22 protein-coding genes are annotated in these 23,632 nt (G+C 42.9%); 1 reads left to right on the top strand and 21 read right to left on the bottom strand.

Translation table 11 applies throughout. The annotated features are described in order from the left end of the window. Nucleotides 1–21 precede the first annotated feature (21 nt). The 10 genes from KHM83_RS04430 to KHM83_RS04475 form a co-directional block, all read right to left on the bottom strand. Nucleotides 22–813 (bottom strand): histidinol-phosphatase HisJ family protein, encoded by a 792-nt coding sequence (locus tag KHM83_RS04430; RefSeq protein WP_213235709.1) that lies wholly within the window; start codon nucleotides 811–813, stop codon nucleotides 22–24. Further along, the gene (locus tag KHM83_RS04435; protein WP_213235710.1) at nucleotides 814–3,705 is read right to left on the bottom strand and encodes a sigma 54-interacting transcriptional regulator; all 2,892 of its coding nucleotides are present in this window, start codon (nucleotides 3,703–3,705) and stop codon (nucleotides 814–816) included. It abuts the gene before it with no gap. Between the two features lie 16 nt (nucleotides 3,706–3,721). Next, nucleotides 3,722–4,453: an SDR family NAD(P)-dependent oxidoreductase gene (locus tag KHM83_RS04440; RefSeq protein ID WP_213235711.1), complete on the bottom strand. Its 732-nt coding sequence runs from the start codon at nucleotides 4,451–4,453 to the stop codon at nucleotides 3,722–3,724. 3 nt (nucleotides 4,454–4,456) lie between these two features. After that, nucleotides 4,457–4,948, bottom strand: coding sequence for a PTS sugar transporter subunit IIA (locus KHM83_RS04445; protein WP_213235712.1), 492 nt, complete (start codon nucleotides 4,946–4,948; stop codon nucleotides 4,457–4,459). Between the two features lie 18 nt (nucleotides 4,949–4,966). After that, nucleotides 4,967–6,670, bottom strand: coding sequence for a phosphoenolpyruvate--protein phosphotransferase (ptsP, locus tag KHM83_RS04450; RefSeq protein ID WP_213235713.1), 1,704 nt, complete (start codon nucleotides 6,668–6,670; stop codon nucleotides 4,967–4,969). A gap of 11 nt (nucleotides 6,671–6,681) precedes the next feature. Beyond that, nucleotides 6,682–6,948 (bottom strand): HPr family phosphocarrier protein, encoded by a 267-nt coding sequence (locus KHM83_RS04455; RefSeq protein ID WP_213235714.1) that lies wholly within the window; start codon nucleotides 6,946–6,948, stop codon nucleotides 6,682–6,684. Nucleotides 6,949–7,276: 328 nt separating this feature from the next. Continuing rightward, nucleotides 7,277–8,719: a PTS fructose transporter subunit IIC gene (locus KHM83_RS04460; protein WP_213235715.1), complete on the bottom strand. Its 1,443-nt coding sequence runs from the start codon at nucleotides 8,717–8,719 to the stop codon at nucleotides 7,277–7,279. Nucleotides 8,720–8,799: 80 nt separating this feature from the next. Then, nucleotides 8,800–10,122, bottom strand: coding sequence for a RuBisCO large subunit C-terminal-like domain-containing protein (locus tag KHM83_RS04465; protein WP_213235716.1), 1,323 nt, complete (start codon nucleotides 10,120–10,122; stop codon nucleotides 8,800–8,802). Nucleotides 10,123–10,474: 352 nt separating this feature from the next. Next, nucleotides 10,475–10,927 (bottom strand): peptide deformylase, encoded by a 453-nt coding sequence (gene def, locus KHM83_RS04470; protein ID WP_213235717.1) that lies wholly within the window; start codon nucleotides 10,925–10,927, stop codon nucleotides 10,475–10,477. 80 nt (nucleotides 10,928–11,007) lie between these two features. Continuing rightward, nucleotides 11,008–11,541: a GNAT family N-acetyltransferase gene (locus KHM83_RS04475; protein ID WP_213235718.1), complete on the bottom strand. Its 534-nt coding sequence runs from the start codon at nucleotides 11,539–11,541 to the stop codon at nucleotides 11,008–11,010. 515 nt (nucleotides 11,542–12,056) lie between these two features. On the opposite strand from KHM83_RS04475, the gene KHM83_RS04480 reads away from it, so the two are divergent. Next, a complete protein-coding gene (locus tag KHM83_RS04480) occupies nucleotides 12,057–13,991 on the top strand; it encodes a [Fe-Fe] hydrogenase large subunit C-terminal domain-containing protein (RefSeq protein ID WP_213235719.1) in 1,935 nt (644 codons plus the stop codon). 310 nt (nucleotides 13,992–14,301) lie between these two features. On the opposite strand, the gene KHM83_RS04485 is transcribed toward KHM83_RS04480, so the two are convergent. From KHM83_RS04485 to KHM83_RS04535, 11 genes are all read right to left on the bottom strand, one after another. After that, the gene (locus tag KHM83_RS04485) at nucleotides 14,302–14,475 is read right to left on the bottom strand and encodes a hypothetical protein (protein ID WP_213235720.1); all 174 of its coding nucleotides are present in this window, start codon (nucleotides 14,473–14,475) and stop codon (nucleotides 14,302–14,304) included. A 7-nt stretch (nucleotides 14,476–14,482) separates the two neighbouring features. Continuing rightward, nucleotides 14,483–15,130, bottom strand: coding sequence for an HAD family hydrolase (locus tag KHM83_RS04490; RefSeq protein ID WP_213235721.1), 648 nt, complete (start codon nucleotides 15,128–15,130; stop codon nucleotides 14,483–14,485). A 115-nt stretch (nucleotides 15,131–15,245) separates the two neighbouring features. After that, on the bottom strand, nucleotides 15,246–15,953 hold the full coding sequence (locus KHM83_RS04495; RefSeq protein ID WP_213235722.1) for a glutamine amidotransferase: 708 nt from the start codon (nucleotides 15,951–15,953) through the stop codon (nucleotides 15,246–15,248). Between the two features lie 112 nt (nucleotides 15,954–16,065). Next, entirely contained in the window at nucleotides 16,066–16,419 is a 354-nt protein-coding gene (locus KHM83_RS04500; protein ID WP_213235723.1) for an MmcQ/YjbR family DNA-binding protein, read from the bottom strand. Nucleotides 16,420–16,484: 65 nt separating this feature from the next. Beyond that, nucleotides 16,485–16,910 carry a GNAT family N-acetyltransferase gene (locus KHM83_RS04505; RefSeq protein ID WP_213235724.1) on the bottom strand — a complete coding sequence of 142 codons (426 nt, stop codon included), beginning with the start codon at nucleotides 16,908–16,910 and terminating at the stop codon, nucleotides 16,485–16,487. Nucleotides 16,911–17,025: 115 nt separating this feature from the next. Further along, nucleotides 17,026–17,409 carry a zinc ribbon domain-containing protein gene (locus KHM83_RS04510; protein WP_213235725.1) on the bottom strand — a complete coding sequence of 128 codons (384 nt, stop codon included), beginning with the start codon at nucleotides 17,407–17,409 and terminating at the stop codon, nucleotides 17,026–17,028. A 293-nt stretch (nucleotides 17,410–17,702) separates the two neighbouring features. Then, entirely contained in the window at nucleotides 17,703–18,914 is a 1,212-nt protein-coding gene (locus KHM83_RS04515; protein WP_213235726.1) for a LeuA family protein, read from the bottom strand. Between the two features lie 14 nt (nucleotides 18,915–18,928). Then, nucleotides 18,929–20,089, bottom strand: coding sequence for a UxaA family hydrolase (locus KHM83_RS04520; protein ID WP_213235727.1), 1,161 nt, complete (start codon nucleotides 20,087–20,089; stop codon nucleotides 18,929–18,931). A 4-nt stretch (nucleotides 20,090–20,093) separates the two neighbouring features. After that, entirely contained in the window at nucleotides 20,094–20,390 is a 297-nt protein-coding gene (locus KHM83_RS04525; protein ID WP_213235728.1) for a UxaA family hydrolase, read from the bottom strand. A gap of 46 nt (nucleotides 20,391–20,436) precedes the next feature. After that, nucleotides 20,437–21,435 (bottom strand): 2-keto-3-deoxygluconate permease, encoded by a 999-nt coding sequence (locus KHM83_RS04530; RefSeq protein WP_213235729.1) that lies wholly within the window; start codon nucleotides 21,433–21,435, stop codon nucleotides 20,437–20,439. A 260-nt stretch (nucleotides 21,436–21,695) separates the two neighbouring features. Further along, nucleotides 21,696–23,609 (bottom strand): sigma 54-interacting transcriptional regulator, encoded by a 1,914-nt coding sequence (locus KHM83_RS04535; RefSeq protein ID WP_213235730.1) that lies wholly within the window; start codon nucleotides 23,607–23,609, stop codon nucleotides 21,696–21,698. Between the last annotated feature and the right edge of the window lie 23 nt (nucleotides 23,610–23,632).

Raw genomic sequence — 23,632 nt, forward strand, 5'->3', positions numbered from 1 at the left:
AGATACTGCGCTTACTGCTATTTATAATGACACAAAAACAGGTTTTCTGTCTTGGTACAGTGTTCGATATTTATAACCCAGTGTTTTTAGGAGTTCTACCGCAAAATCAATATCGCTGCCCACTTCCGCTGCGCGATGCGAATCAGATCCAATTGTAACGATCTCACCACCCATGGCTCGAAAAAGTTTCAGCATTTCTATCGTCGGCGTATAATGTTCCCCCATGCCATAACGAATACTGGACGTATTGAGTTCGATTCCCTTGCCCATTTCAATCAATCGTTTGAAAATCCCCTCAACCAGTTCCCGATAAGTATGAAATGCCGGGATCGCAGTTGCATATCGATCAATGATATTGACATGCCCCATAACATCAAACTGATCATATTTTAAAATCACGCGATAACAGTTTTCATAAAATTTTTGGTATACGGCTTCAGCAGGATAACCTGCATAAAATGTTTCACCGTAGAGTTCCATGCCGTCAGCAACGTGAAAAGAGCCGAGTACAAAATCAAAGTGATAGCTTTCGACTGCACGCTGCAGCAATGCCGTCACTTGATCTTGAAGCCCCAGTTCAATCCCCTTTACAATGTGAATAACGTCTTTATAAGCTTCTGCAGCATTTGTCAGCTCAAGAAAATACGCATCCAGATCAATCGTGGTATCTTTTAACAGATTGGGATAATCAGGATCGTAATGATCCGTAATGGCAATGCTTTTAAGTCCTCTACGGACTGCCGCTTCAATGACCGCCGTCATTGGCGCTTCACTGTCATGTGAAAAAGCGGTATGGTTGTGATAATCAAACATCTAGGATCTCCTGTTGGTGACGATACTGATAATCTCTGACGCATTACCTTCTTTGATGCGCTTTAGCGTCACCTCATTGTTAATCAGCTTGCTAAGGCCTTTTAGTGCTTTGGTATCTTCATCTTTGAGCGCAACCAGAAACATCATGTCGCAAAGATAATTCTCTGCCCAATAGATTGGCGTTTCCAGCTTAGCAATAGCAATAACTGACTTAATGACATATTTTGAATACGTATGCGGAATAGCCGTGCCGTTTTTATAATGGGTACTGATGGCTTTTTCTCGTGCGATGACATTCTCTCGAAATGCATCCGTTACATATTGCATGTCGCAGAGTTTATCAGCAATCTTAGCAATCGCCTCTTCTTTGTTCCTGCAAGACACTTTCTCAAAGATCGCATTTTTATAGTAACAATTAACCTGCGTCCCGTTATCCGGCAAGAGCTTTGGCAATGTACTGTCGATGATCTTGTTCAACATATCGCTGCCGTTTGGCTGCATAATATCCTCAATTTTAATAAACGGCACTTCTTCAATTTGAACCGTCACCGCGCCAATACATGCAATGATGCGATTATGTTTTCTAATTTCATTGATGTAAGCTTCAAGATCCTGTCCCAAGACACCAATTGGCAGCACTTTAATGCCCCGAGCTGTAATGTTGGGATAGTTGTCTTCAATATAAGTTTTGATTCCAATCGCCGCGCCTTGTCCCGTTATACAGGATACAACAATGATATTGTCGCCTTGTTTTGCTTTGCCAATGTCTTTACGATCATCTACCCGTGCTTTTCTTTTGATATAATCATAGATTTCCGTCAATGTAATATTTTCTTGCTTTAATTTCACAGCCGCTTCAAGTGCAATCGCCAAGTCTACGCGGCTAATCGTCTTCGTCTGCTTTTCAGTATGATTGGCAATAATTTCTCCCAGCATCAGCAATGAACCAATATCAACTAAGAGTAACAGATTATCCTCTTCAATCACTGCAATTTTTTCAAGGACGTATTCGACATACGTTTCTCTTTTTAAATTGAGCGGAATACTAATCCAATCCAATATCTGCTCGCTCAAAAATGTATTCACCACTTTTGCAATCTCCCTCCCGATATCGCCATGGGTGATGACAACAATTCTGACAAGCCGTTCTTTTTCTGTTCGATCGGCGTTGTTTTTCAAATAGAGGGCTATAATTCCCATCAGTTCCATTGGGAATACCCTGCCATAGTGATTTTCAAGATCTTCCATCACTTCCTGTGCAATGCTGTATTCCATCAATAACGTTTTTTCAACGCGTGTCATTCTATAATTGATAAATTGCCATTCCGCTTTTACTTTTTGGATGACGTCTTCAAATGTAATGAACATGCATCGTTTAATATCCGGGTCGATGCTGCCCACTTTTCGTTCGAGGCCATCTATAATTTGTATAGCATAAGGATTGCAACCAGCCGTTTCATGTTTGTATGCTTTTATAAAAGGTCCATTTTTTGATTTAATCGTCTTGATCATTTTAATCAGGCGATAATCAAACTCCCTGTAAATAAGATTGTCTACCAGTGACATCGGAAGCCCCTGTGATACAAAACGCTCATAACGATCCTTAAACGTCGTGAATATTTCATTTGGCATAACATAAATATTTTTTTCATCAACATATTCGACTTCATCATTGCCCGGTTTAATGGTAATACCGTGTTCACGGTAAAATTCAACGGATTCAAGTAGCAGATCTTTTGTAAACCCATCTTGAACACTTTTTCCAAAATCGATGATTTCCAGTTTAATCGTATCGCTTAAATCTTCAATTGTTCGCAGAAAACCGTTTGCAACGGCAACTCTGATATCACTCTTGAGCTGTCCAATATTGCCTTTGCACGGATAAGTGAGTAAATTGACGAGGCATTCGGATCGGACGCAAATACTCTTTTGAATCGCATTGGCTTCACATTGCAAACACCTTGCGACTAACATAAATCGTTCATCAATGGTGCGATGCTTAAGCGAAGGAAGCTCAATCAGCATTGGAATGCGCCGCTTAAAGGTTTCGAGCAATGAAGAATTAACGTTCTCCGTCGTCGCTCCAATGATCATAATGTTAATATCAGAGGGTTTGGAGCTTTGACCAAGTTTACGGTATTTGCCTTCATCAATGACGGTGAAAAGCATTTCCTGACCTTCACTAGACAGTCTATGAATTTCATCGAGAAACAGAATACCGCCGTCCGCTTCCCGAATCAATCCCTCTTTTTCGCTATCTGCGCCGGTAAAGGCACCTTTCACATAACCAAAGAGCTGCGATGCCAGCAATTGTGGATTATTTGCATAATCGGCACAGTTGTATTTAATGATTTTTTTATCGCTTGAAATCAAGCCTTCTCGTTTGAGTTGTTTAAACGTCAAATCCACGAGCATCGATTTCCCCGTCCCCGTTTCACCGGAGACAATGGTGTGCAAACCATATGGCGGATAGAGAATCGCCGCTTTCATCTTCTTGATTTGCTGTTCAATACTGCCGTGTTGACCAATCATTTCATCTTTTCTATCAATATGATACTGCGGTTCCGAAAATAATGCCGCTTCCGGAACCGCTAATGTTTCTTCAATTGTCTCTCTTAACTCAGAGACAAGGAAACGAGATACATTAAAACCGTTTTCTACCAGTCGACTGGTCAAATCTGCCGTGGTCATATGCTTCTGTACTTCAATCATCTGTTTAATGGTTTCATACAGCACTGGCAATCGACGCTTGCGATAGTCGAGAATACCGTATTTCTTACGCAGCCTTATGACTTCATAGCGCGTTGTATGAAGCAGCGACGCAAGTTCCGTATCATTGTACGGATTCTTAGGATTCTCATCGTTGATTAATGCCAGAAGCTTTTGCTTCACATTGATCACACTCCCGTTAGATTCTGCCTCCAGAAACGCGGACGGTTTCGCCAGTCATATAGCTCGCCATATCCGACGCCATATAGAGTACCATATTTGCCACTTCCGCAGGTTCGGCAATTCTTTTCACCGGAATATTTCCCACGCGTTTTTCGCGTGATTCTTCTGTCTTAAAGAGATCGTAAAACATATCGGTTTTCATCTCGCCCGGCGCAACACAATTCGTAAGAATACCATGCGGCGCATATCTTCTGCCAAGTGACTGTGTCAGCGCAATAAGGCCGGCTTTCGACACCCCATAGTGAGGACTGACACTGCCGCCGGTAATACCTGCTGTCGAAGCTATGTTGACAATGCGCCCATATTGCTGAATCATCATTTGTTTGATAGCCTCTTGGCAGCAAAAAAACGATCCTTTCAGATTAACAGACAGCACTTTATCATATTCCTGTTCTTCGATCTCGAGAAAATCCGTCATTGTACTAATACCGGCATTATTGATAAGAATATCAATTCTGCCGAATTTTTCAATGACCTGATGCATTGCCGCTTCAACATCACTGCGTTTTGCAACATCACCTTGTATATAGAGGGGGCCTTCGAGATCACAGACACCCGAATTACTGACTACGACGACATTTTGACAGCCGTTTGCCATCAGTTGTTCTGTACACGCTTTGCCAAGGCCGCGATTACCGCCTGTTACAACAGCCGTTTTACCTTGAAAATCAAATACTTGTTTCATCATTCATTACCTCAACTTTCCGGCTATTTCATTGATGACCATCTCATAAACGCGATCCGTACTATTTTCTAGTATCAAATTTTCTCTAAAACTGCTGCTCGCCAAACATCTCGCGAGTACTGCCAATATCTTAAGATGATCATTGCCTTTGCTTTGACCCGGTACCAATATCATAAAGACCAATTTGACACGATCTTCCGGTACGCTTTCGTCAAAATTAGCGTTTTCACGCCAGTCGACCCCTGCATCTGATTTGCCGATGAGTACCATTGGCTCCTTAATGCTGTCTGATTTTGCATGTGGGATCGCGACAAAAGCCATAACTTTTGTCGTAAATGAGGCTTCGCGATCCAACAAGTCCTTCAGAACGGCTTCCTGATTCGCAATATGCTTTTGCGCAGCAGATGTTTTAAGCAGCTCCATTAGCGCATCATTTCTGTTTTTTGATTCCATGCTGACTTTGACATATGCTTTTTTGATTACGTCTTTTATCTCCATTCTATCACGTCTCCCGTACTATTCGTTCATTAAAGCTAAAACAGCTTCCGCCGTTTCCATATTGAGTGCTTTTTGTGCCAGTTTTTTTGCTTCTTCATAATGGATGTTGACGACATTTTTTCGTACACTCAGAATCGAGCTCGCCGTCATGCTGAGTTCATCGAGTCCAATGCCGATCAATAGTTTTGTTAAATTTGCTTCACCTGCTAATTCACCGCACATACCGGTCCATTTTCCCGCTTTATGTGAAGCGTCGACGACCATTTTGATCAGCCTTAGAACTGCCGGATGATAGGGTGTGTACAAATCGGCAATTTTCTCATTACCTCTGTCTACAGCCAATGTGTATTGCGTTAAATCATTGGTACCAATACTGAAAAAATCTACATATTTAATGAGAGAATCTGCTGTAACAGCAGCCGCTGGCGTCTCAATCATGATTCCGACTTGAATCGCCTCATCGAAAGGCAGGTTTTCTGCCTTTAGCGATGCCTTGACTTCTTCCAACAGCGCATTGGCACGCTTCACTTCTGTCACATTAATAATCATTGGGTACATAATCATCAGTTTGCCATAAGCACTTGCGCGTAAAATAGCCCTAAATTGCGTTTTCAACACATCTGTTTTATCAAGGCACATGCGCATGGCGCGCCACCCTAAAAACGGATTTTCTTCTTTGCCAAAATCAATGTAAGACAATTCTTTATCACCGCCAATATCGAGCGTTCGAATAATCGTCGCCTTATCTTGCATCAGCTCTGCAACTTTCTTGTATTCCTCAAATTGTTCGTCTTCACTCGGCCAGTTTGACTTGCCCATGTACAGAAACTCCGTTCGAAAGAGTCCGACGCCATTAGGCCCAAATTTCATGCTGTTACCCGCATCGGAGGCATTGCCAATATTGGCACAAATTTCAACGTTTCGCCCGTCGACTGTGTTAGAAGCAGTCGTCGCATATTTTCTAAGTTCCGTCATCGCTTCAAGATAGTCCAAGCGCTTTTGCTCAAACATCTCTTTCATCGCATCATCGGGTTCAATACAGATTTCGCCCGATTCACCATCAAGACAAACGAACTGTCCGTTCTCTGCAAGCGCCGTCATTGACTTCGCACCAACAACTGCGGGTATTTCCAAAGATCTCGCCATAATCGCCGTATGTGATGTTCTACCACCGGCTTCGACAATGATCCCTACGACTTTTGACACATCCATTTGCACCGTATCGGAAGGTGTTAAATTCTCCGCGATAACAATCGTATTTGCTTCGAGATCCGAGAGTGTTGGTAACGTCATGCCTTTTAAACAGTAGATGATACGCGTGCAAACGTCCTTAATATCCAGTGCACGCTCTTTCATAACGGCATTTTCCATCATTTGAAACATATTGAAAAGTTCATCTTGTACCAACGAAACAGCATATGCTGCACGATACTGCTTGTCTTGAATGTATTTTATCACACGTTTATCTAAACCCGGATCTTTCAAAACATTGAGATGCGCGTCAAAAACTTTCGCTTCACTTGCTTTTAATATCAGTGACGCACGTACTTTGATTTTTAGTATTTGCTGCGTTGCCAATGTTTTCGCCGAATGATATGATTCGATTTCCCTTTTCACCTCATCGGGTTCGATCGGCGTCTTATCAATTGTCAATTGCTGCTGCTTGTATATGAAAGCCCTTCCAATACCGTATCCGGAAGAAGCGCCTATTCCCTTTTCCATGCCATCACTTCCTAATCCTCTATCGTATCCAACAGTGTTACAATTGCTTCGACGGCATGTATTTCATCTGGACCCTCTGCTTCAAAAATAAGGTTAGCCCCTTGAAATGCACCCAATGACAATATCTCGATGATGCTCTTTCCATCCGCATGCATATCGTTTTCTATGTTTCTTACATTTATTTCACTTTCAAAATTTTGCGTCAAGCTGACGAGCTCCGATGCCGGTCGAGCGTGAAGCCCCGTTTCAAACTTGATCACATATTCCTTTGTCGTCATAATTTACCCTCTCTTACACATTTTCTGTCTTTATTGTTCGCAGCGGATGTTAAAGCACCCTAAAACATCTTGTTATTGACGGTACTGCGATTTCAATACATATCGTCCATTAATCCCAGTACCGCCAAATGTTTAAAAATATAATTGTAAAATAAGACACACAGCAGCGTTTTATTTTCAAATAATTGACGTTGTTGCCAGCATTGTGCTGTAAGACTTGATCGTCATCGGCATTGTTATATAAATGAATCATTCATAAATCACTAAGCCATCACCAAATTATGAATGTGTCGGATCAAGTATACATCAGACAGTTGCTGTCCTTATTTTATTGAAACGCTTCTGCTTTTTGCGCTTTTCTCTGTGTTCTTGACATCTTCGGTGATACATCCTTTTTCAATACGGCTGTAAGACCTACTGTAACGGCGACGCCAACCGCGACAGACAACAAATACATCGGAACATTGCCAATGGCCCCCGGCACCGGCATAACCCAGATACCGCCATGCGGTACAGATTGCGTACATCCGAAAAATGCTGTAAGCGCGCCTGTGACCCCAGCACCTAATGTGACTGCCGGAACAACTGCTTTAATATCTCTCGCTGCAAATGGAATAACCCCTTCGACGATAAAGGATGCTCCTAGTACCCAGCAGCCTTTGCCTGCTTCAATTTCATCATCTGTAAATTTATGCGGCATTATTACCGTTGCAAGCGCTATTGCCGTAGAAGGCACCAAACCACCTGCCATTGCCGCTGCCATTGCCACTGAAGGCTGACCAGTCGCAAGTGTCGCTACCGCAAAGGCATAACCAACCCTGCAAAATACACCACCGAGATCGACTGCGATCATTGCCGCAACAATAAAACCTAAGACGACAGCACTGCCGCCAGATAAAGAATTAAGCCAATTTGTCAGAAAGTCATTGACGATTGCCACTGGTTTGCCAATGACAAACAGCATGATAATGCCCGTAATCAATGTTGAAAACAAAGGTAAAATCAATATCGGCATCATGGCGCGTAAACCGCCTTTGAATCGAAAGATCTTCTTGAGCAATTGAACGGAGTAACCTGCAATGAACCCTGCCAAAACACCGCCAATGAAGCCGGACGCCGTTACACCCGATGCTAAAAAGCCGCCGACGATCCCAGGTACAAGCCCAGGTCGATCTGCAATGGACTGCGCAATAAATCCAGCCATAATCGGCAGCATCATGCCAAACGCCAAATCCCCAATCGTTCCCAAGATGCCTGCAATTTCTGGATTAGATTCAGCAAATGCAAAGGATAATGCCATAATAATACCGCCGGATACGACAAATGGTATCAAATAAGAAATCCCGCACATTAAGTGCCTATATATTTCAGACCAGATAACATTTTTCCCACCATCACCTTGAGGCTCTGCCGATTCTGCTTTTGCTTCTTTTGGCGCAGTCATCGTCTCTTTGCCAGGCTGATAATTTTCTGAAAACTTCAGCGCCTTTTCAATTATTTCTCCCGCTTTGTTTACCACTTCATGCGTACCGGCTTCATAAACGGGTTTGCCTTTGAAGCGTTCCTTTGGAATACTGAGATCCGCCGCGATAATGACAACTTGTGCCTCACGAATTTCACGTTCTGTTAAAACATTTTCTGCACCAATTGATCCCCGTGTTTCGACTTTGATTTGATGGCCTAATGCTTTGCCGGCATTTTCAAGTGCTTCTGCTGAAAGGTAGGTATGTGCTATGCCCGAAATACAAGCCGTTACTGCAACAATTTTCATATAATACTTCCTCCCCATTTTTTATATCATGTCGGGTGTGCATCAACAGACGCACGACCCGACATTGATGATTCAATTTTCTAGATCAAATAGTTGTCTTTCACCCCATCTTCATAAACACCCCAGACGCGAATCGCTTCTTCGAGTTCTTTTTTGCCTACGGCTTCAGTCTTTAAATCTTTGCCTGCAATAATAATATCAATCGCCTGTCTCATTGCAATCGCACCGGCTTTTGGTCCCATCGGATGCGCGTGGACACCAGCACCAACTCCCAATATACAGTCGATTCCAGCATCGGTTAACGTTTGCTTAACGAGCCCCGGAATTACACCGCCGCCATAAAGCGGCAAAGAAGGTTTGATGTCATAAAGATCGCTGGTAAGCGCTTGTGTAATCTTCATGTATTTACTATGAAGAATATCAAACTTACCATAAGGTGATGAATTAACGACCAAGTCAGCACCACACAAGCGAATCATTTTATTCAGTACATGCGAGCTCATCCCTTGCAGTTCAGAGGTAAACCAAGCGCCGCCGCCACATGCGTGCGCTAAAATTGGTACATTGATTTCCGGATCTTCAGCAAGCATTCTCAGTGCTGACAATCCTGTTCCAACCACATTGACCATAATACAATTTGTTCCCGCTTCAATTGCCTTCATTGCGTTGGCTTTTAGTTTACTCATTTCATCAGTAATATTACAGCAGTAAAGTGTCATTTCACCTTTGACAGCATCTGCTTTTTTTGCTGCTGCCATGTTTAATTTTACCCTGTCTTCAATTCTATTGAAAGCCGTATCACCTGCAATGAGTTCGTCGTCTTTAATGATATCAACACCGCCAACAGCTGCTTCGTAGAACAATTTAGCACCAACTTCAGGCGTATAACCTGTACAAGGTTTGATCATATTATTCAGGAACGGTCTGCCTTGCACACCCATGAGTTTACGCATGCCTTCAATACCGAATTTCGGCCCTTTAAATTTTTCAACAAATTTTTTACCGAACTCGATATCGAGCAGTTTTAAATCAGGCAATGCCGCAATATTGCCGATAACTGATGACAGCATCAACGGCAAGTTGTCATCAAAATTGACAACCGGGAATGCAATCCGCATCACATACCAGCGCTTTTCTACACCATGGAGGTTTTCCATGTTTTCATAGTCAGGCACTTCATAGACGCCAATTGTTTTCGCAGCGTATTTTTCCCTCAATTCAGGTGTTTCTTCAGGAATGTCAACCCATGAACCAGTCGTTTGCTCGATGGCAATACTCGCTGCCTTGATAATTGGGTCTTCGTTGAGTTTGGCACCAACCAAATAGGTTCCAATGACATAATCATCTGGATTGATGCCCTCAAACATTCGATTTAATTCTTTACTGTAAAACGCATTTCTCATTTTTCTTCCTCCATTTGGCAAGATTAAGTTTCACACGCCCTATATAAACGCAACATTAATGCCAACAAAATGCAGAAATTGTTGATTTTACGATCAATACTTGAAATGCCAATGGTTAAAAAATAATACATTCTTTTGTATTCGCCACATTTTATGCATTTTCCACTACAAAGCTGCACATAATATTCATCGAGCACATTTTATGCGCTTTTTGTACATGATATGCATTAAAATTCAAATATGATTTTGCATTCTTTTTTAGACTTTAAAAAAACCGCTGGTACAGCTTCATCACTGCCACCAACGGTTTTTTTGCTTCCTTTAACGCATTAAACAAGTTTTTTTCACGCTCTTAAATTTCGATATAACTAATAATATCATCAATATACAAAATACCGTCCAAATGGTCTATTTCATGGCATAGGCATTTCGCATAATCATCTTCTCCTTCAATTGTGTACCGATTGCCTTCGACATCCTGCGCTTCAACCACGACGTGTGCAGGCCTTTTTCTGATTGCCGTTCTGTTTGGAACACTCAGACACGCTTCCATAACTTCCTGTTCGCCAGACTGAGAAACAATTTTGGGATTAATCAGCACTTTGAGACCATCTCCCATATCAATGACAACAACACGCTTTAAAATGCCAATCTGCGAAGCTGCCAATCCAGCCCCTTCCTCAAAGTACATCGTCTCAGTCATATCGTCCACAAGCTGTTTCAAGCGATCGTCAAAACGATCTACAGGCCTGCATTTTCGCCTAAGCATTTCATCCCCCAACGTTCTAAGCTTTCTAAGCCCCATTCCGCTGCGCCTCCTCTTTATTATAAAATATCCTTGATTTCAGGCTCTTCAACGACGCCATCATCGCCATCACATACAATCTAAGGATTAATACCGCTGTCGTTTAACGAAACACCTCTGACGCGCGCCATAATATAATCATCAACATAAGCACCACTGCGAATCGCAGCAGCCTTTCGCGTCCCCTCAATCACAAAGCCATGTTTTTTATAGAGATTAATAGCAGGCGCATTATCTGTAAAAACATCAAGTTCTAAGCGAACGAGCATTAGCCAATTATCTGCTATATCGAGAAGTGTCGTCATTAGCGCATCGCCGATACCCATCCCCTGATATGCCGTATGTACCATCATCCCAATGCTGGCACTGTGTCTGAGTCGGTGGTTTGAAGCGACTATAAGCCCTGCCGTTCCCACGATGATTTCTTCCCCATCCACTTCTGAAACAGCAACGAACTGATGTGTATTGGGGTCGATACTTTTCAAATAATCTTCATTGCGCTTCAAGCGTTCAGAAGGTATCCCTAATATATTTTCAAACGTACCCGGCATACGTCTTAAAAGATTAATGCCCGGTGCATCTTTTACCTCAATTGGTCTAATGACATATTTCATACAGATTGCCTCCCTTACTAAACAGCACTTACCTCGGATCACGATGTTCCCAAATATATAGATCCAGCGCTTTTATACCACGATGCATCAACTTCACCAGCAATACCATCAAATATATATAAAATACAAACAACGCTACCATTGCAACAATGTATAAACTTCTAAAAATCATTTATCCTCCAAAATAGGTACTTATAGAAACAACCTTCGACAGGCCTCCAAACACACGTCCTGAACGCCTTGGCATTTAAGCAGCAGTCACGCATTTCCGACAATTTATATTCAGTATCAATAGCATAAACAATTATATCATAGCCGTCAACCACCCATTCGTGTTGCCATTATCAGGAATTGTATCCTTTTTTGAACTTTTGTTAATATTTTACAATCTTGTTTTATTAAAAAACGTGCAATTTAACACGAAGATAATAAAATAGCATATGTTCATTTGCCTATTATCATATATAATGAAAACATCCGCATGTAAATATTCGACAAAGGAGTATATGAACATCATGGCTTTACTTGAAACCCTTTATTTAAAGGAAGAGAATTGTACCGGATGCAATCAGTGCGTTGCCAACTGCCCTATTCCCGGTGCAAACATCGCCTATTTAAACGAGGACGGCGTTAATAAGGTGAAATTGGATTCTGAGCGTTGCATCCACTGTGGTGAATGCATTCGCGTATGCGAACACGAGGCAAGACAATACCGGGATGATACAGAGCTGTTTTTCGAAGCCCTCCAAAAAGGGCAAAAAATTTCTATTATTGCAGCACCGGCAATCGCAGTCAACTTTAGTCGCTTTAAACAACTGTTCGGCTATTTAAAAACACTTGGCGTCAACGTTATTTACGATGTATCCTTTGGTGCAGATATCACCGTTTGGGCCTATCTTAAGGCTGCCAAAAAATCCGGCATGTCCAGCATCATCGCACAACCGTGTCCACCAATCGTCAATTTTATCGAAAAATATGCCAGCGACCTCATTAAAGATTTAGCGCCAATACACAGTCCGATGTCCTGTACGGCAATTTATCTTAAAAAATATGCGCATATCAAAGATGAAATTGCCTTCCTCTCACCATGTATCGGCAAACGTGACGAAATTCGCGACGCGAACACAGAAGACCTCATCACCTACAATGTCACCTTCAAAAAACTCGAAGATTATTTGAAAGCAAAAGGCATTGACCTCAATCGTTACCCCGAAAAAGATTTTGATGATTTAGGCACGACACTTGGTTTCCTTTTCAGTCGGCCTGGCGGTTTAAAGGAGAACGTCCTCTATTTTGAACCCAATGCTTGGATACGCCAAATAGAAGGACCTCATCACGTCTATGAGTACCTTCAGGAATATAGCGGTCTGCAAAACAGCACAAAGCCATTTTTAGTGGATATTCTCAATTGCAGTTATGGATGTAATTTTGGAACAGGGACAAAACACAATGCACTTGAACGCTCCACCAGCATTGACTACGTTGAAAAATTCTTCAACGACCGCAAAAAGGAGCAAGCCGACAAAAAAGCTGGGCTATTTCGAAAAAAACGCGTTGACGAACTCTATCGATATTTGGATAAAAATTTACAACTTGACGATTTCGTCAGACACTACAGCGCCAAAGGCCTAAAGCTAAACCACGATGTACCGTCTGCCGCAACACTCAATGTCATTTACGAGAGTATGAACAAAGAAGATCAGGAGAGCAGAAAAATCAATTGCGTTGCCTGCGGTTATCAATCTTGTGAAAAAATGGCGACTGCCATTTACCACGGTTTCAATATCCCAAACAACTGCATTGATTACAACAAAAAAACAGTCTCAATGGAAAAAGATATGCTCTCAGCACGAGAAGCACAGCTCCAAGCCGCAGAAGATATGAAAGCGTTAACCGAAAAACGCCTCGAAGATGCAATGGCAATCGGCAAGAGTATTAAAATCATCGTCGCTTCAATTGACAATGTCTTTGCCGGGAATGAAGAAAATGCCAACGCGGTTGAGAATATCCGCAATCAGTCAATCGACATTTTGAAAATGGTCGAAACGCTAAAAGCATCTATGACTGAGATGGATGCCAAACTCGTTGACTTCACAAAAGCCAACCAACAAATCGTCTCCATTGCAGATCAGACGAATATGCTGGCGCTAAATGCAGCCATCGAAGCCGCCAGAGCCGGTATACACGGTCTTGGCTTTTCTGTTGTCGCAGAAGAGGTTAAAAAGCTCGCTGAACAAACAAAATTTTTAGCGACGAGTACGCAAGAAGGTCAAAATGACATTCACAACGCGATGGTTTCCTTATCCGGTATTTCCAACACCATTGAATCTAAAATGAATAGTATGGATCAAGCCGTTTCCAGCATTTCGGCCTCTTTGCAAGAAATTACTTCTTATACCGAGGAAATGTCAGAATCTGCCGCACACGTCATCGAGCGCTTGGATCAATAATTGTTTTGTATTGGCATTTTTTTAGTCGTAAAACCCTACGAACGCCCTTAAAGTGCTATGTATACGAAAACACTTCCTACAATGTGCCAGATTGCTAAAAGCCATACCTACAACTAATACCAATAGGCTTAGCCGCCGATAGCAGTACATCATAGACAACACTTGATGACAATCGCTTAATTGAATAGCACTTTGTCAGTTTAGCTCACGTCCTTAAGGAAGTTGTCTCATCGTCTATCGGCGGTTCATATTTTTCTCTACATGTGTGCGCCGTGCAGCACATTTTCAAACACGATCACACCACGCCCTCTCAGCCTTTATAGTGCTTCACATAAAAAACGCCAAGCATTAAATAAACGAGCGTTAATGCCAGAAAGATAAATCCCAAAAGCACTTTCCCGCCGATAAAATATAAGACAGATGATATGCCAAATAATATGCCCGCTAAAAACTGTATCACAATTGTCGCATTTCGCCGCATCACTTCACCCTCACATCTTTGTTAACAGTCGCTCAAGTGCGTTAAGATCCTCTACAATCCAAGCCGCACCCGCTGTATTCAATTCTTCATAACCGCCATAGCCATAAGTCACACCAACACATTTTAATCCGGCTTTCCGTGCACCAATGACATCGTGTTCTCGATCACCAACCATAACGGCCTGTTCTCGATCATCACATCGAAGTAATTGAAGCGTCGCTTCGACCACTTCATCTTTATGGGTTCGCGTACCGTCAAGATTACTGCCGACGATCACTTCAAAGTACTGCGCCAGATTAAAATGCTCAAGAATACGCTCTGCAAACGGCGTCGGCTTTGACGTCGCAACCGCCAATACTTTGCCAGTCTTTTTTAGCCTTTCCAACAACTGTTCAATGCCCTCATACGCAAAATTATCAAGCATCCCTGAATCTTTAAAATATGTACGATAATGCTCAATCGCTTGAAGCGCCTCTGATTCTGTCATGCCATAAAAAGTCATAAACGATTCCTTCAACGGCGGCCCAATAAAATGCGTCAGTGTTTCAGGATCGACGTCTGTGTCAATCATACGCTTGAGTGCATAGGCTACCGATTTGGTGATTCCCGCTTTGGGGTCTGTTAAAGTACCGTCCAAATCAAATAAAATATATTGCAATGGTTCACCCCATTTCTTTATTTCTGCTTTTTTTGTCGCATTACTGTTTTATTCATTTGCCGTTTCGCTGTTTTCTCATTCCTAAGCTCGCATTGAGGCTAACTGTATTTCGCCGTTAGCGTGAAAGCTGCATAAAGCGCTTCAATAGTTCCCGCCCTGTCCTGAGGTTCCCATCCGCTTCTGATAATGCATCTGCTTGTATACGCTTTACACAGCGTTTATCTTCCAGCCTTGCAATACCGTTTTTAATCACTTCATCTGTGAACTCGGGATGAAACTGAAATCCATAAATATTGGCTCCCCATTTAATAATGTGATTAGGCTCATAATCACTGCTCCCGAGGCAAACCGCCGTCTCTGGATAAGCTAAAACACTCTGCGTGTGCGCCACATAGCCGGCAAAACGCTTTGGAATCCCTGCGAAGAGGGGATCGTTTACGCCCGCTTCATTTAACGCAACTACTGACGTTCCCATTTCTGTTCCCATCGGATGGTCGCCTACTGAACCGCCAAAAGCCATCGCCAGCATCTGATGTCCAAAGCAAATACCTAAAATCGGCACACCTGCTGCCGCGGCATTTCTAAGCCACGCCTCTGTTTGCAGCATCCACGGCATGCGTTCTGTCGCCATGCTGAGCGATCCCGTGACAATTACCCGATCAACTGCCGAAAACGCGTTTGGAGGCACTTCACCTTCAAAGACATTACAGATTTTTATATGCCTATTGCCAACAACTGCTTGGAACATATCACTAAAATCAGGGCCTTTTTTCAGTATGTACTCATTCGTGTGCCCCGTTTGAATAATCAATGTTTGCTTCATTTACGCCGTTTCCACCTTTTCATCAATTTGCCGACAGCTGTCACTTCAAATATCATTTAATTTCTTCAAATACAACGGCTGCATGGCAGCGTTTCTTATCTGATCTTTTTGCTTATCGTAAGTTTTTTTGCTGTTTTTGACTTAATTTGCTCAGTACCAACTCATAAGAATCGGCGATCATTTCTTGCATTGTTGTCACCGGAACATCACCGTTTAAATCAATCGAATTCCATAATCGCTTGTTCATATAATAGCCAGGATAGATATCCTTATATTTTTCTCTGAGTACGACCGCTTCCACTGGATCGCTTTTTAAGGTTATAATGCTTCGCTTCGCCTTGTCTTCACCGATCATGGCAAACATTTTACCGCCAATAAAATAGCGCGTCGCCTCCCATTCCGGCTGGTAATCTTTTGTCGCGTTTTTTAACGACAGACAATATGCATCAATCCATTCATGTGTCATTCGATCCCTCCAAACTTATGTGCCCTAACGATGATAAAACCGTCATTCGCTATGCGGCGGTATCATCATAGTGTTTTCTTTAAAAAATAGCGCTTCACATCATCTTCATATCCATTTAGAATTCCAAACGTTTCAAAGCCATTTGCAAGATAAAAATCAGGCGCCTGAAAACTGAATGTATCTAAATGGATAAAGGTACATTTTGCCTCTCTCGCAAACGCCTCTGCCGATTCGAGAAGCGCCTTGCCGTATCCTGCACCTCTGCAGGTTTCTTCAATCCACAAGATATCAATAAAAAGGCAGCCGCGATAAGCCTTTCCAAGCATGCCGCCATACACTTTAGAATCGTCATCCATCAATACTAGTCTGAGCGGCAGGCTGTAAAAAGGCTGCAACGTTGGCGCCTGTCTTTGATTATAAGCAAAGAGCCCTTCACGAATAGCCTCGTCAAAACGATCATCTGTCGGTACCTGAATATGCATTGATTCCATCAACTGCCATCCTTTCTCGTCACCATCTCACAGCATCACTCACCTATTATAGAATCACCTATAACACAACCCACTTCATGCCAGCACCACTGCTTGGCAGTCATTATCCAAGCCTCTATTTTAACGGTCGTCCGCACGAGGGACAAAACGTGTAACCATGTTTTAATTTTTTACCGCAGTATGGGCAAAAGTGTACTTCAACTTCAGCGCCTTCCATATGGTCCGTCTGAACTGCTTTGCGCTTCGGATGATTCTCTTCTTCATCGTCCGTAATATCGTATAAGGACATACGCTTTTTACCGGTTGTATTCTTCATGTGATAAATAAATTGTACAACACCTAAGATGATAAAGAGAATCCCAAAAAACACCATTGGATTACGAACACCAAAAGGCGTCGCAGCAACCGTAAACGTCCAAAAAATACCAAAGATGATGGCGACGATTGAACCTACTGCACTCATTGCAGACGGCCCTCTGCCTGGTTTAATATGCCTCATATAATTGTTGCCTCCTCATTATATGCAATCAGTTAAAGTCTTACTTTTCATTATAGCATTTTTGCCGTCTTGCGCCTTATGAAATTATTGTCATCTCTCGCACTGATGATCAATATGGCAATTGCCTCAATTGCAAAAAAAGAGGAGGGGATCGCGTGATGAATCGCGATCCCCTCAGGCAAGTATTAGGTTTATCAGAAATTTTCTTGTAAGTCTTTTCATGATGCATACAAGCACTGTCAAACAATGCGTTTATTACATCTTAAAATTTGTAAGGCTTCAAAAGAAACGGCTTAGCGATATGCTTCAATAAGCGTCATAAAGTCTGATTCATTTAAGAGTCCATTTTTCTTGTACGCCGTTAATTTGATCTGATCAAGCAATGCAATTTTTTCTGTTTCGTTAAGTTTAACATTACACTTATCAAGCCAGTATTCGATAGATGGCGCCCCACTGTGTTTGCCTAAGACAATTTCTGTCGCTTGATGACCTGTTAATTCCGGCAAGTATGGACTGACCAGCAACGGATTGTCATTTTTAACATTTTGGAACCAGCCTGCAACAATACCGGATTCGATTTTAAAAATATCGTCGCCAACAATACCGCGATTGGGTCTGACCGGGAAATTCACCATGCTTCTAAAGAGTTTTGAAAGCGGATAAATCTCATCGTATTTGAGCCCGAGATCAATCCCATACATGGTCAGAAGTGAAAGGGCGATATCTTCGTATGAAGCATTGCCGGCACGCTCGCCTGCCGCGGAAATCGTTGTGTGTACAACATCGGCTCCTGCTGCAAGACCCATGATACTGTTGGCGCTTCCCAGACCATAGTCATCATGGAAATGCAATTCAACAGGTTTTTGAATGCGCTTTTTGACGACATCTACCAAGTAAGGCACCGTATGCGGCGCCAGTCCGCCTAAGGTATCCACAATTGCCAGCGCATCCATATGCCCTTCTGTCGCAACCCTCTCGATGAGTTTTAAGACCCAGTCAATGTTCGCACGGCTCATATCAATCGGAAAGAACACGGTATATAATCCAGCTTCTTTAGCTGCCGTCGTCGCTTTGATGGAAAGTTCAATCGCTTTTTCCAAAGACCAGCCATATGCTTCTGTAATCATCTGTTCATTGGAAGGAATTTCGATGACGAGACCCGATACGCCACAATCAGCCGCACGCTTGACATCTTCTACCATACATCTTGCAAAGCCAAAAATTTCAGGCCCCATATTCATTTTGACAATGGTCTTGATGGCATCCGAATCCGCTTTAGACACCGCCGGCATGCCGGCTTCAATTCTGTGAATTCCGGTTTCGGCCATTTTTTCTGCGAGTCTAATTTTTTGCTCTGTATTCATAATAAGTCCCGCTTGTTGCTCGCCATCCCGCAAGGTGACGTCGTGAATTTTTATCTGATCCTGAAAGTTAAATTGTTTTGCCACCTCATCGAGATGATTCCACTGGCTCGTATACCATTTGTCCGAATGCCATTTTTCCATTTTCGTCCTCCATACTAAATAAATCTACATATTCTGTCGATGCATATATCCGAGAAGCCATATGTCTCTGCCTTGGTCAACTTGCCGTTAACCACGGTCATCAGCTCATCGAACAAGTATTTTCCCGCATCATCAATCGTTGTTTCACCAGAAATGATGCCGCTGACATCGCAATCCATGTTGTCTTGCATCATTTCGAATGTGCCGTGATTACCTGTGATCTTAATCACAGGTGCCAGTGCATGCCCTGTTGGCGTTCCTCTACCAGTCGTAAAGGCAATCACTTGACACCCACCGGCAATCATTGCCGTAACCGACGCAATATCATAACCGGGTGTATCCATGATAATAGCACCTTGTTTCGTTGGCGTATCCGCATATGCAAGCACCTCAACGACCGGGCGCGTACCGCCTTTATAAATACATCCAAGCGATTTTTCTTCAATGGTCGAAAGACCACCATCCTTATTGCCTGGTGTTGGCTGACCCGTTCGAAGGTCTTGACCGACGCCGGCGAGATGCGTTTCGAAATCTTTACAAATCTGAATGATTTGATCGTGGATTGCCGGTGTTGCACCGCGCTTTGCCAAGATATGTTCTGCACCTATAAATTCAGGCGTTTCACTCATAATCGTCGACGCACCCATATCCACGAGTTGATCACTCAAAAATCCTACGGCAGGATTCGCCGCCAAACCCGATGTTGCATCTGACCCACCACATTCAATGCCCATCATTAATTTTGAGATGGGAACGGAAACGCGTACCTGCATTGATGCCTGTTCTGCCATTTCACGAGCAGCCTTTACTGCTTTTTCAATTGTTTTCACCGTACCGCCTTCTTCCTGAATGCCAAAAGAGACAACCGGCTTATTCGTAACAGCTTGAATAGAAGCTTTCACACTTTTATGCGAATGATTTTCACAGCCGAGGCCGATGACGACAACGCCAAAGACATTTGCATTCGATGCAAAACCTTTTAATACGCGTTGTGTAATGTCCTCATTGCCCTTGACTTCTGCACAGCCCACTTGATTAATGATATTGACACATCCCTTAACTTGTGAGGTAACAATACGGCAAGTCTCACTGGCACATGCACATGTCGGCAAAATGAGAACGTGATTCCTAACGCCTACTTTGCCGTCTTCTCTTACATAGCCCATAAACTCCATAACGTTACCTCATTTCCTTATCATAATCTCGGGGGAGACTCTCAATGTTAAGATGAGAGACATAAGCGCCCTTGGTAATCTTTTGCAGGGATGCGCCAATAATTTCGCCGTATTTGACAATTGGCGATTGTTCTGCAATATCTTCAATGGCAACCTTATTCCACGCCGGGATGGCTTCTATAGCATTAATGCTTTTCAGTTTGTTATCGAAAAAAAAGATAACGGCCTCCCCAGCAGCAATATCTTGTGTTGCTGTCACGACATTGTCGCGCTGATTTAGTAATACTGTGTTGGTCTTCATTTTTCTTTTACACTCCATTTTTTTGGGATGACTGTGTGTACTGATTTTAAGCTTCGCTGACTTTCGTTTTTTTCATGAACCTCTCTTCAAAATCTGACATGCCGGTTTTCACTGATCCAAACCGTTTGGCGACAAAAGTGGTAATAACCGGTGTTAAGAGCGTCGTTACAATTACCGCAGCTGCAATTTGTGTTGTCGCCACTTCAACCAATGGTGCCATAGCGGGAACCGCCAACGCAACAGCTGCCGGCGTCGCTACCGAATTGCCTGCCGCACTCGAAGCCGCAGCTGCAGCATAGCCCGGACGGCGATTGATGTAGCGATCTGCGAAAAACATCGGAATACCGCTAACGAAAACGACTAATAATCCGAGCAGTACACCTGAAGCACCTGCACTTACAACATTTGTGAGCTTAATGCCGGCACCGAGGCCAAAAGCAAAAAACGGAATGAGCAACGAGACACCCGGTGTTAAAAATGTTTTGATTTTCGGATCGAGATTACCGAGCAAACAACCGAAGAGAATTGGGGAAATTGCAGCAAACAGACTCATGAAAGGTATATTTGCCATCCCTGTAGCACCTAATGCCACCAATGTTAAAAACGGTCCATCATTGATATTCATAACAGCCTGTGATGCAATGTCTGTCGAATCACCGTATTCGCTGGCGAGCGCCATAAAAAGGCCGCCATTTGAATTTGTCACACTGCTGATAATAGCCAGTGTTGAAATGCCCATGAAACCAGCTGGACCCGTAACACGTCCAACGATGTAGCCAAACAAGGCACCTGCAATAAATTTGGTGATCAATAAGACGCCGCCGCGTTTGATCGCCGCCGGAGCATTTTTAAAATCAATTTGCGCCCCTACGCAAACCAGAAAAAATGCAATGGCAGGCGTCGCTGCTGCCTTTGAAAAATACGCACTATGCAGGCCGCCAAGTTCCAATACCTGCGGCAAAAAAGTGTTGAGCAGTGAACCAATCAGAAGCGGTATAACCATTAGGCCACCCGGCACCCTCTTGACGTTATCCAATATGTTCATAACGCTAACCATCCTTTTTTTGAGTATTTAGAATAAACATTTGACCGGTCGATATTTGAATATCGCAATTCTCGTGCCAACTGTCTAAAAAACACCTTTTGAATCCCTGCCATCCCATGCTGAAACCATTCAAAACACAATTCTTTATTTAAATATACACGACTTGCCCACGCATCAATCAGCAATGGGTAAGGCTATCATAAAAAAACGGCAGCTATGGTATTCTGCCATAGCTGCCGCTGTATATTGCTACAGTTATCTTATAATGGGATCGAAAGCAATTTGATTTTACGAACCAGCGTCGTTCGGTCGATACCGAGCGCAAGCGCCGCCTTTGTACGATTGCCGTCATTTCGCTTTAGCGCCATTTCGATCGCCTGTCGCTCAATAGCCGCCAACGTCTGATCAAAAGGGTCTTTCAAGTCATCATTCAGTTGTCGCTGAAAGCAGTTTCGAATAAACGATACCATCGATTCACCAACAATCCCTCGCTGTTGAATGACAATAACCTTTTCAACGACATTTTCAAGTTCGCGAATATTCCCAGGCCAGCTGTATTGTTCAAACAGCTGAATAACGTCTTTTGAAAAACCTTCAACACGCCGATCAAGTTTCTGATTGATACGCTTGCGCAGGCTGTCCATTAAAATGGGAATATCACCCTTTCGCTCCCGAAGCGGTGGTAAAATCAAATTCAAAACGTTCAATCGATAATAGAGATCTTCTCGATAGCGCCCCTGACGCATCTCATCCAGCAAGTCGCGATTGGTCGCTGCGATGACGCGAACATCTACGGGGATCACTCTAATATCACCAATCCGCATGACTTCTTGCTCCTGCAAAACACGCAGCAATTTTGCCTGCATGCTCTTTTCGATTTCACCAATTTCGTCAAGGAATATCGTTCCCTTATGTGCCAGTTCAAAGAGCCCCATTTTGCCGCCCTTTTTGGCACCGGTAAAGGCGCCGTCTCGATAGCCAAAGAGTTCACTCTCGAGCAGATTTGCCGGCAGTGCTGAACAATTAATCGCTACAAAGGGGCCCTGAGCCCGCTTGCTTGCATTGTGTATAGACTGTGCAAAGAGTTCTTTCCCCGTCCCCGTTTCACCGGTTAATAAAATCGTCGAATCCGTGCCGCTAAAATTTTGTGCAAGTTCAATCGTCGTTACAACCGACTGGCTATTGCCGATAATATTGGTAAAATGATATTTGGCCGTCAAGCGCCGTTCAACCAGTTCTTTCCGGATACTGCTCTCCATATTTACAATCTGTGATGCACGGTGCATAAAAGCGATCGCACCCTTAATTTCACCGTTGACGAGCATCGGCACCCGATCCACCATCACATTGACTCCAAAAAATGCTTCCATCTGCTCCATTTCCGCATCTTCACAAGAAAGAAAATCATATAGTCGAAGTGACGGCAGTACCATTTTGCTGTGTCGTCCTGCACAGTCTTTTAGCTGTATCTTAAGCAATTCCTCAGCAACCGCATTCATATTGATAATCATATCATTTTGATCAATAACGAGAATACCGCTCTGAGAATAATCCAAAACCGTTTTTAACACTTGGTGACGGCTTTTTTCACGCTGTTTGGCATAGAAAACCGCAATCGCACTTTCTATCGCCTGTCTCACAGATGGTTTTTGAGAATGCAGCATTTCATAACGAATATTTCTGGCCTTTAGGCCATCCTGATATTCAATCCCCCAGCTGCCGCCGATAAATAATTCAATGCCGTCAGCCATGGCTTGCTGCGTTTTTGCCTCAAACTCACTAACGTGATCGACTTGATAATAGTGCAAATCCAAACGCAGTTTTTCGTTTATCTTACGGCACCCTTCTATAAAGTCAGCCCCTTCTATAATACCGATTGGTTCATTAAAATCTTTATACTTAAACAATACATCAAAAAATTCATAACCTGTAAAGGGAATATTGATCACTTCTACATCAATATTTTTCGCAATCGCCTTTGCCAAATTACCACGGCTTACAATAATTTCAACACCACGCCGTCTATAGGCATCCGCCACTGCAAGTGCATTGTCGATAACTATTTTTTCAATCGCAATGTTGATCGCTAATTCTTGGGTAATTGTCTTAGCTAGCTCAATCAGTTCATCATAGGGTAATAAAATCGCAATATTATTTTCAATACAGTCCTTCAAAACGGCCTCCCATTTAACCAGCG

The sequence above is a fragment of the Fusibacter paucivorans genome (assembly GCF_018390735.1).
In the GTDB taxonomy this organism is placed as follows: Bacteria; Bacillota; Clostridia; order Peptostreptococcales; family Acidaminobacteraceae; genus Fusibacter; species Fusibacter paucivorans.